The sequence below is a fragment of the Manganibacter manganicus genome, assembly GCF_002075885.1.
Taxonomy (GTDB): Bacteria; Pseudomonadota; Alphaproteobacteria; order Rhizobiales; family Rhizobiaceae; genus Mesorhizobium; species Mesorhizobium manganicum.
Genome location: NZ_MDET01000010.1, coordinates 102,677 through 111,509 on the forward strand (window position 1 = coordinate 102,677; position 8,833 = coordinate 111,509).

The 8,833-nt window shown below is 61.6% G+C and carries 8 protein-coding genes; 1 reads left to right on the forward strand and 7 read right to left on the reverse strand.

The annotated features are described in order from the left end of the window. Positions 1–9: 9 nt before the first annotated feature. The 4 genes from pstB to pstS form a co-directional block, all read right to left on the reverse strand. Complete coding sequence (pstB, locus tag BFN67_RS08310; protein ID WP_080919154.1) at positions 10–813, reverse strand: phosphate ABC transporter ATP-binding protein PstB; 804 nt, start codon at positions 811–813, stop codon at positions 10–12. Continuing rightward, on the reverse strand, positions 810–1,661 hold the full coding sequence (gene pstA / locus BFN67_RS08315; protein WP_080919155.1) for a phosphate ABC transporter permease PstA: 852 nt from the start codon (positions 1,659–1,661) through the stop codon (positions 810–812). The genes pstB and pstA overlap by 4 nt, the downstream gene beginning before the upstream one ends. Before the next feature lie 15 nt (positions 1,662–1,676). Next, complete coding sequence (gene pstC / locus BFN67_RS08320; RefSeq protein WP_080919156.1) at positions 1,677–2,669, reverse strand: phosphate ABC transporter permease subunit PstC; 993 nt, start codon at positions 2,667–2,669, stop codon at positions 1,677–1,679. Between the two features lie 62 nt (positions 2,670–2,731). Beyond that, positions 2,732–3,787 carry a phosphate ABC transporter substrate-binding protein PstS gene (pstS, locus tag BFN67_RS08325; RefSeq protein WP_080919157.1) on the reverse strand — a complete coding sequence of 352 codons (1,056 nt, stop codon included), beginning with the start codon at positions 3,785–3,787 and terminating at the stop codon, positions 2,732–2,734. A 153-nt stretch (positions 3,788–3,940) separates the two neighbouring features. On the opposite strand from pstS, the gene BFN67_RS08330 reads away from it, so the two are divergent. Next, on the forward strand, positions 3,941–4,291 hold the full coding sequence (locus BFN67_RS08330) for a hypothetical protein (RefSeq protein WP_080919158.1): 351 nt from the start codon (positions 3,941–3,943) through the stop codon (positions 4,289–4,291). 13 nt (positions 4,292–4,304) lie between these two features. On the opposite strand, the gene BFN67_RS08335 is transcribed toward BFN67_RS08330, so the two are convergent. From BFN67_RS08335 to BFN67_RS08345, 3 genes are all read right to left on the reverse strand, one after another. After that, positions 4,305–5,399: a lipid II:glycine glycyltransferase FemX gene (locus BFN67_RS08335; protein WP_245295190.1), complete on the reverse strand. Its 1,095-nt coding sequence runs from the start codon at positions 5,397–5,399 to the stop codon at positions 4,305–4,307. 80 nt (positions 5,400–5,479) lie between these two features. Next, positions 5,480–6,775 carry a lipopolysaccharide biosynthesis protein gene (locus tag BFN67_RS08340; RefSeq protein ID WP_158083494.1) on the reverse strand — a complete coding sequence of 432 codons (1,296 nt, stop codon included), beginning with the start codon at positions 6,773–6,775 and terminating at the stop codon, positions 5,480–5,482. Positions 6,776–7,152: 377 nt separating this feature from the next. Beyond that, positions 7,153–8,832, reverse strand: a complete 1,680-nt coding sequence (locus BFN67_RS08345; RefSeq protein ID WP_080918256.1) for a formate--tetrahydrofolate ligase — start codon at positions 8,830–8,832, stop codon at positions 7,153–7,155. Position 8,833: the final 1 nt, after the last annotated feature.

The following is an 8,833-nucleotide window of genomic DNA, read 5'->3' on the forward strand; positions in this document are numbered from 1 at the left end:
TCCTCTCCTTCAGCCAAAGCGGCCGGTGATGTAATCCTGGGTGCGTTTCTCCGCTGGCGCGGTGAAGATTTTCTCGGTGCGGTCGAACTCGATCAGTTCGCCAAGATACATGAAGGCAGTGTTGCTGGAGACGCGCGCTGCCTGCTGCATGTTGTGGGTGACGATGACGATCGTGTAGTCGCTCTTCAACTCGTCGATCAGTTCCTCGATCTTGGCCGTCGAAAGCGGGTCAAGCGCCGAAGCCGGCTCGTCGAGAAGGATGACTTCCGGCTTCACCGCCACGGTGCGGGCGATGCAAAGTCGCTGTTGTTGCCCGCCCGACAGTGACAGACCACTGGCATCGAGCTTGTCCTTGACCTCTTCCCAGAGAGCCGCGCGTCTCAGCGCCTGTTCGACGCGGCCGTCCATCTCGGATTTCGACAGTTTCTCGTAAAGACGGACGCCGAAAGCGATGTTCTCATGGATCGACATCGGGAACGGCGTCGGCTTCTGGAACACCATGCCGATGCGTGTGCGAAGCAGGTTGAGATCCTGCCCCCGGCCGAGAATGTTCTCGCCGTCAAGCAGCACCTCGCCATCGGCGCGCTGCTTCGGGTAAAGCTCGTAAATGCGGTTGAAGACGCGCAGCAGCGTCGATTTCCCACAACCGGAAGGCCCGATAAAGGCGGTGACACTGCGCTCCGGCAGTGCCAGCGAGATATTCTTCAAGGCCTTGGACTCGCCATAGTAGAAATTGAGGCCCTTGACCTCGATCTTCGTTTTCCCGGCGGTGGTCTGCGGCATGATTTTGTCCAGGGAGACCATCTGTGTCATTTGTCCTCTCTGCGTCCGGTGAGGCTGCGTGCGAAGATGCTGAGCGCAAGCACGGCGAGCGTGATGAGAAGTGCGCCGGTCCAGGCCAGTTGCTGCCATTCTTCATAGGGGCTGAGCGCGAACTGGTAGATCGTCACCGGAAGGCTGGCCATCGGTGCGTTGAGATCGCTCGACCAGAACTGGTTGTTGAGCGCGGTGAAGAGCAGCGGCGCCGTCTCACCTGAAATGCGGGCAATGGCCAGCAAAATGCCGGTGACGATGCCCGAACGCGCCGCGCGATAGGCAACCGAGCGGATGACGATCCAGCGCGGCGCGCCGATGGCGGTGCCGGCTTCGCGCAACGCATTGGGAACAAGGTTCAGCATGTCTTCGGTCGTGCGCACCACCACCGGAACCACCAGTATGGCAAGTGCGAAGGCGCCGGCGAGCGCCGAGAAATGGCCCATGGTACGAACCATGATCTCGTAGATGAACAGGCCGACGACAATGGAAGGGGCTGAAAGCAGGATATCGTTGATGAAGCGCACCAGCACCGTCAGCTTCGAGAACCGGCCATATTCGGCCATATAGGTGCCCGCCAGAATGCCGACGGGCGTGCCGACGACGACAGCGATGGCCGTCATCACGACAGAGCCGGCAATCGCGTTGAGCAGGCCGCCGGAATCGCCAGGCGGCGGCGTCATTTCGGTAAACACCGAGAGCGCGAGGCCAGTTCCACCCTTCCAGACCAGCGCGCCGAGGATGAGCGCCAACCAGGCAAGTCCGATACCGGCAGCGCCCATGCTGAGCCCCATCATCAGGGCGTTGCGGAACTTTCGGCTTCTATGCAGGGAGGGTGCGATCGACACCGGCGGTCTCCGTTCTCAGCTTCCGGCGCGCCGCTCGATGCGCATCAGCATGAAGCGGGCGGCGGCGAGGATGAGGAAGGTTATGACAAACAGGATGAGGCCGAGCGCCACCAGCGAAGAGGTGTAGAGCGCACCGTCGGCCTCGGTGAATTCATTGGCGATGGAGGCCGAAATCGTGGTGCCGGGGGCAAACAGGGAAGCGGAGATGCGGTGCGCATTGCCAATAACGAAAGTGACGGCCATGGTCTCGCCGAGTGCGCGGCCAAGCCCTAGCATGACACCCCCCATAATGCCGATCCGCGTATAGGGAATGACGACCCGGCGCGTGACCTCCCATGTGGTGCAGCCAATGCCGTAGGCTGATTCCTTCAGCACCGCCGGCACTGTGTCGAATACATCCTTGGTGATGGATGTGATGAAGGGCAGCACCATAATCGCCAGGATCAGCGCCGAGGTCAGGATGCCGATGCCATAGGGCGGGCCGGCGAACAGGCTCGACAGAACGGGAACGCCATGGAACAGCTTGATGAAGAAGGGTTGCAGATAGGTCTGCAGGAATGGCGCGAAGACGAACAGGCCCCATATGCCGTAGATGATCGAAGGGATGCCGGCCAGAAGTTCGACCGCGATGCCGATAGGCCGGCGTAATGGACGCGGACAAAGTTCGGTCAGGAACACGGTAATGCCGATGCCGATGGGTACGGCAATCAGAATGGCGATGCCCGAGGTGACAAGCGTGCCGTAGATCGGTGCCAGCGCACCGAATTTCTCCGTCACCGGGTTCCAGGATTCGGTCGTCAGGAATGACGGACCGAAGGCTGACAGAGCAGGCCAGGCGCCGGCCACCAGCGAAACCGCCACCCCGCCCAGGATCATCAGCACCAGAATAGCCGCGGCGAATGTCAGCCGCCGGAACAAGGAGTCGGTGAAGGCGAAGCGCCGTACGGCAGCCTCGCGGGCACGAACGGTCTCCATCGATAATGGCATGGCTGCGGCAATGGTGGTCATGCGGCCCTCATTTTGGAATGACGGGAGGACGCCATTTCGCCCTCCCGTTCGTGAGACTGCCGTTACTCGGTGTAGATGGCCTTGCCGTCGGAGCCGAGAATATCCTTGGCCCACATTTCCTCGACGCTCTTGACCACATTGTCAGGCATCGGCACATAGTCGAGTTCACCGGCCATTTCGTCGCCCTTGGCGTAGGACCAGGCGAAGAATTTCAACGCATCGGCGGTCGCCTGCGTATCTTCCGGCTGCTTGTAGACAAGGATCCAGGTCGCCGCAGTCATCGGCCAGGATTCGGCACCCGGCTGGTTGGCCAGGATGACGCCATAGCCCGGCTGCGAACTCCAGTCGGCATTCGCGGCAGCAGCGGAGAAGGATTCCGCTGTCGGCTCGACTGTCTTACCGTCCTTGTTGATCATGTCGGCATAGATCAACCCGTTTTCCTTGGCATAGGCGTATTCGACATAGCCGATCGAGCCGCCGGTTTGGGCGACATTGTTGGCGACGCCCTCATTGCCCTTGGCGCCGATGCCCACCGGCCATTGCACGGCCTTGGCAACACCGACCTCGTCCTTCCAACTCGCGCTCACATCACCGAGATAGTAGGTGAAGTTGAAGGTGGTGCCCGAGCCATCGGAGCGATGAACGACCGCGATCGCCTGATCGGGCAGCTTGGCCTCCGGGTTGAGCTTCTTGATCGCCTCATCGTTCCAGTTGGTGATCTTGCCGAGGAAGATGTCGGCAAGCGTCGCCCCGTCGAGCACCAGTTCTCCAGGCTCGATGCCTTCGAGATTGACGACCGGCACGATGCCGCCCATCACCATCGGGAATTGCGCAAGACCGGTGGATTCGAGTTCTTCGCCTTCGAGTGGAGCATCGGACGCTCCGAAAGTGACCGTCTTGGCCTTGATCTGCTTGATGCCGCCGCCGGAGCCGATCGACTGATAATTGAGGCCGATGCCGGTCTCCTTCTTGTAGGCGTCGGCCCACTTTGCGTAGATCGGGTAGGGGAAGGTCGCTCCGGCGCCGGAAATATCGGCGGCAAGCACGGGAGAAATGGTGAAGGTGGACGCCGCGGCGATTGCAATCGCAACAGCCGCTGAGCGGATGAAATGTCTCATTTGGCCTGCTCCTGTTCAGGATGGTCTCTCGGCGCTTTTCTTCAGCGCCCGCGGCAGGCCATAAACCGCGTATGTTACAGTCGCATGACAGTTTCGTGTCGAAGTGATAACGCTTCACGGGACAGGCAGACCAACCGGTTTTTGAAGTCGATCATGGGCAACAAGACAATTCCGTTCCTGATTTTCCTGCTTCCCGTTTTCGCCGGTTGCGCGCGCTCCGGCGACGGCACCGTAATGATCCCGCACATGATGGACGCCAGGCGGATATGGGACAAAGGCCCGACCGGCACGCAAACGCCGCCTGTGCATAGTCCGACCGTGTTTCCCGTCGCGCCGGTTTCAGAACCTCCGCGATACCGCCCATCGACATCGACGGTGAAGCATCGCAAAATCCATGCGCAGAAGGCCGGCGCCACGGCCGCGCCGGCTATGGAACCGACGAAGCCGATTGCTTGCGGCGCAGCCCACGACCTTGGCGACCGGGTGCGCATGACCTGTCAATAGTTGGTGTCTGACCCTAGGTCGAGAAATGGCTGCCGTGACGGATACGGCGCTGGAGGTAACGCAGGCTGAACACCGTATCGGCAGACAGCCGCCCGAGCGGGTGCGACCAGCGGTCATGCTCGCCCTGCATCGTCACGATGCGGCCGGCCTTGCCGACGAAACCCTTCTTGAACTGCCGCAGGCCCGGTTCGTGCGAGGCACCGCCGAGATCGTACCAGTGAATGCCCTGCTCGCGCAGAAAGGCGACGACGTACCAGTGCAGCGCATAGCCGGCATGCAGCGGCAGTGCCGCCGCCGCACTGGCACCGAACATGTAATAGGCGCTGTCGCCGAACACGCCGATCGTCGCACCGGCAACGAGTTCCCCGTCGTGGAAAGCCACGGCCAGCTTGGGCTTCAATGCGGGCGGCAGTTCCGCCATCAGCGTCCCGGTCAGGTGAACCGGCGTGGTGCTGGCGAAGTGCTTGCGCTCCATCATCGTCTTGTAAAGGTGCTGGAAGGCGCGGATTTCCGCAGGTTCCTCGGTAAAGCGCACCTCCAGCGGTCTGTTCAGCGCTTGCCGCAGATTGTAGCGCCACTTCTGCGCAAGGCTGGCCATCTGTGCCGTATCGTCCAGCGTGGTGTCGACGACATAGCGCTCGGCATCGCGGATTTCGCGCCGCCGTACAAACCCCTGTTCACGCAGCAGCAGGCTTTCCGTCTCGTGAAAACGGGGGTGCGGGCGCGGCAAGATCGTCAGGCAATGGCCGCGCCGCGTGCAATATTCATGCACCAGCGCCGAAATCATCGTGCGGTATGTCTGGCCGTCCATTGCCGCCTCGCGGCGTCGCCAGAATGGCCCGAAGCGCAGAAAGGCAAGGCCGCGCCCGACCACCGGCAGCTTGACCAAGGCAATGCGGGCGCCGGCGACCGGCACACCATTTTTCCGCAGCAGCAAATGGCTGTCGTGGCTCTTCCAGTGATGTCTGGCATAGCATGCCGTCTGTTCGGGATTGGAATCGGCAAAGTCAGCAACGATCCGGTCCCACTCCGGATCCGCGATGCTGTCAACCTCGACGCTGTAACCATCGCCGGCGGGCAGTGGCTGGGCTTTGCTGAGGGCAAGCATGGGCATTCCGATCCTGAGACGCTCAAGCCGCAATATTCATGATTAGCTGCTAATTTTTCCTTCAGCCGAAGGTTTGCGTTTTATCGAGGCCCGGAAAAGCCGACGAACGCCCGGATGCCGATGCGGCTTTTCACGACCAGGAAAAGCAGCACCGATTCCACCACGATGGATATGGCAGCGGCCAATGCCGCACCCATGGCGCCCCATGGCGGAATGAAGGCGAGACAAAGCACGAGATTGACCGCGAAGGCCCCCGCATAGATCACCGCGCAAATACGTTGCTGGCCAACCATGTTGAGAAGTTGCTCGCCCGGACCGATCGAGGCGCGCACCAGGAGACCGGCGACCATCACGAACATCAGCGAATAAGCCGCCATGAACTCACGGCCGAACAGCCACAGGAGCGGCTTGCCTGCCACCAGAACCAGGATTGCCGCCGCTATAGAGGGCCAGAACGTCCAGCGTGTCGAGGTCGCGTAAAATTTTGCCAGCCCCGGTGTGTCGCCTGCCGCCTCGAAGGCGGCGAACTTGTGCGTTGCCGAGGCCGTGATGGCGAAATGGACCATCGCGACGATCGCCGTGACCTTAGTCGCCGCGTAATAGAGCGCGATCTCGTTCGGCGAGCGGAAATATTGCAGCAGGAGCACGCCGACATAGCTGATAAGGAACAGGAAGATATTGGCGAACAGCACCGGCAGCGCAGACCTGATCCACACGCCATAAACGGTGTTCCTTCGCGCTTTCGGGATACGCTTTTCCAGCCGCCGGTCGAGCACGACGACCTGCCCGATCGCCGTCAGCCATGTTGCGGCCAGCGCCGCCAGCATGGCTGTCGCCGCGTCGAGTGCAAAGCCGGCTGCAAACAAAACAAGCATCACTGCCAGAAGCAGCAGGGGCCGCAGGATGAACGGCGGCACCAGCCCGAGATTGATCCAGCCGAAGGACCGCGCAACGCCGTCCTGCACTGCCGTCATGCCATAAGGCGGCAAGGCGAGGCACGCGAGATAGAGCGGAAAGACGAGATAGACGCCAATCGAACCGGACAACAGATAGACCGAGGTGGCGGCCAGCACGGCCATCAGCGTGACCGCCACTGCCGGCACCCAGCGACTGGCGAAGATGAAACCTCTGATGCGCGAATGGTCGCGCGCCTCGATATAGCGCGGAATGAAGTGCTGCGCGGCAACTGCGAAGCCGAGATCGGCCACCGTGCCGATCAAAAGCACCCAGGTCCAGACATAGACATAAACGCCATATTCAAACGCCCCCATCCAGCGCGCCATGACGATCTGCGACAGATAGGCAATGGCGGCATTGGTGATACGGATGAAGAAGGCGGCGCCCGCGGCACGCTGCATCGCCCCTTTGGGGCTCATGCGCCGCAACCATCGCCGGACTGCCCCTTGCTCTCGGCCGGGCATCTGGGCCGTTTCATCCATGATCCGCGCCTGCCCTCGGAAACGCCGGCGACATCTTCGCCGTCACAGGTAGCTAGCGCGCAAACTCTAATAATTCGTGCCGCCGATCGTATCGCCTGTGATGCGTTCGATTGTTTTGTTCAATTGTTGGCTCCCTGATGTGGCGTGGTGCCTTGATGGCGCGTGAAGGGCCGAAAATCGAGGGGCAACGCCCAGAAAACTGGGTGCCAAAGCAGGAAAGGCGCCGATTGGCGCCTTTCGCTATTGTTGGGTCTATTGTTGCAATCCGATTGTTGGGATTTGACCCATCGCCGGATCTGCAGAACCTTTGCCGCTCAGCTCAGGCCTTCGATCTGGCCGTCGGCGTTGAGGCGGATGTTTTCCGACGACGGCTTCGAGGGCAGGCCCGGCATGGTCATGATCTCGCCGCAGATCGCCACCACGAAGCCGGCACCCGCCGAAAGCCGCACCTCGCGCACCGGCACCACATGGCCGGTCGGCGCGCCGCGCAGGTTCGGGTCGGTCGAGAACGAATATTGCGTCTTGGCCATGCAGATCGGCAGATTGCCGTAACCCTGCTTTTCCCACTGGTGCAACTGGTCGCGCACGCTCTTGTCGGCAATCGCGCCTTCGCCGCGATAGACGCGCTTGACGATGGTGTCGATCTTGTCGAACAGGCCCAGATCGTCCGGATAAAGCGGCGAAAACTGCGAAGCACCCGACTCGGCAAGCTGCACAACCTTCTTGGCCAGATCTTCGGCGCCCGCCGAGCCATTGGCCCAGTGCCTGCACACGATCGCGTCGGCATTGAGCGTCTTGACGTAATCCTGCAGCGCCTTGATCTCGGCATCGGTGTCGGAATGGAAGTGGTTGATCGCCACCACCACGGGCACGCCGAACTCGTGCACGTTCTCGATATGGCGGCCAAGGTTCGGGCAGCCCTTCTTCACCGCCTCGACATTCTCCGCACCCAGATCGTCCTTCTTGACCCCGCCATTCATCTTCATGGCGCGAACCGTCGCCACGATGACCGCCGCCGCCGGCTTCAGCCCCGCCTTGCGGCACTTGATGTCAAAAAACTTCTCCGCACCCAGGTCGGCGCCGAAGCCGGCCTCCGTCACCACATATTCGCCAAGCTTCAGCGCCGTGGTCGTGGCCATCACCGAGTTGCAGCCATGGGCGATATTGGCGAACGGGCCGCCATGCACGAAGGCCGGGTTGTTCTCCAGCGTCTGCACAAGGTTCGGCTGAAGCGCGTCCTTGAGCAGAACCGCCATCGCGCCCGGCGCCTTGAGGTCACGCGCGAACACCGGCGTCTTGTCGCGCCGATAGGCCACGATGATGTCGCCGAGCCGCTTTTCCAGATCCTTCAAATCGCGCGACAGGCACAGGATCGCCATCACTTCGGAGGCAACCGTGATGTCGAAGCCGGCCTCGCGCGGATAGCCGTTGGCCACCCCGCCCAGCGAGCACACGATCTGGCGCAGCGCCCGGTCGTTCATGTCCATCACCCGCCGCCACGTCACCCGGCGCGTGTCGATGCCAAGCTCGTTGCCCCAATAGATGTGGTTGTCGAGCAGCGCCGAAAGCAGGTTGTGGGCCGAGGTGATGGCGTGGAAGTCGCCGGTGAAGTGCAAATTCATGTCGTCCATTGGCACGACCTGGGCATAGCCGCCGCCGGCCGCACCGCCCTTCATGCCGAAGTTCGGCCCGAGCGAGGCCTCGCGAATGCAGATCACGGCCTTCTTGCCGATCCGGTTCAGCCCGTCGCCAAGCCCAACCGTCGTCGTCGTCTTGCCCTCGCCCGCAGGCGTCGGGTTGATCGCCGTCACAAGGATCAGCTTGCCATCCGGCTTGCCCTGCACCGATCTGATGAAATCAGCCGAAACCTTCGCCTTGTCGTGTCCGTAAGGCAGCAAATGCTCGTCCGATATCCCGATCTTCGCCCCAATCTCCTGGATCGGCTTCTTCTTCGCTGCGCGCGCTATCTCGATGTCGCTCTTGAATTCCGCCATG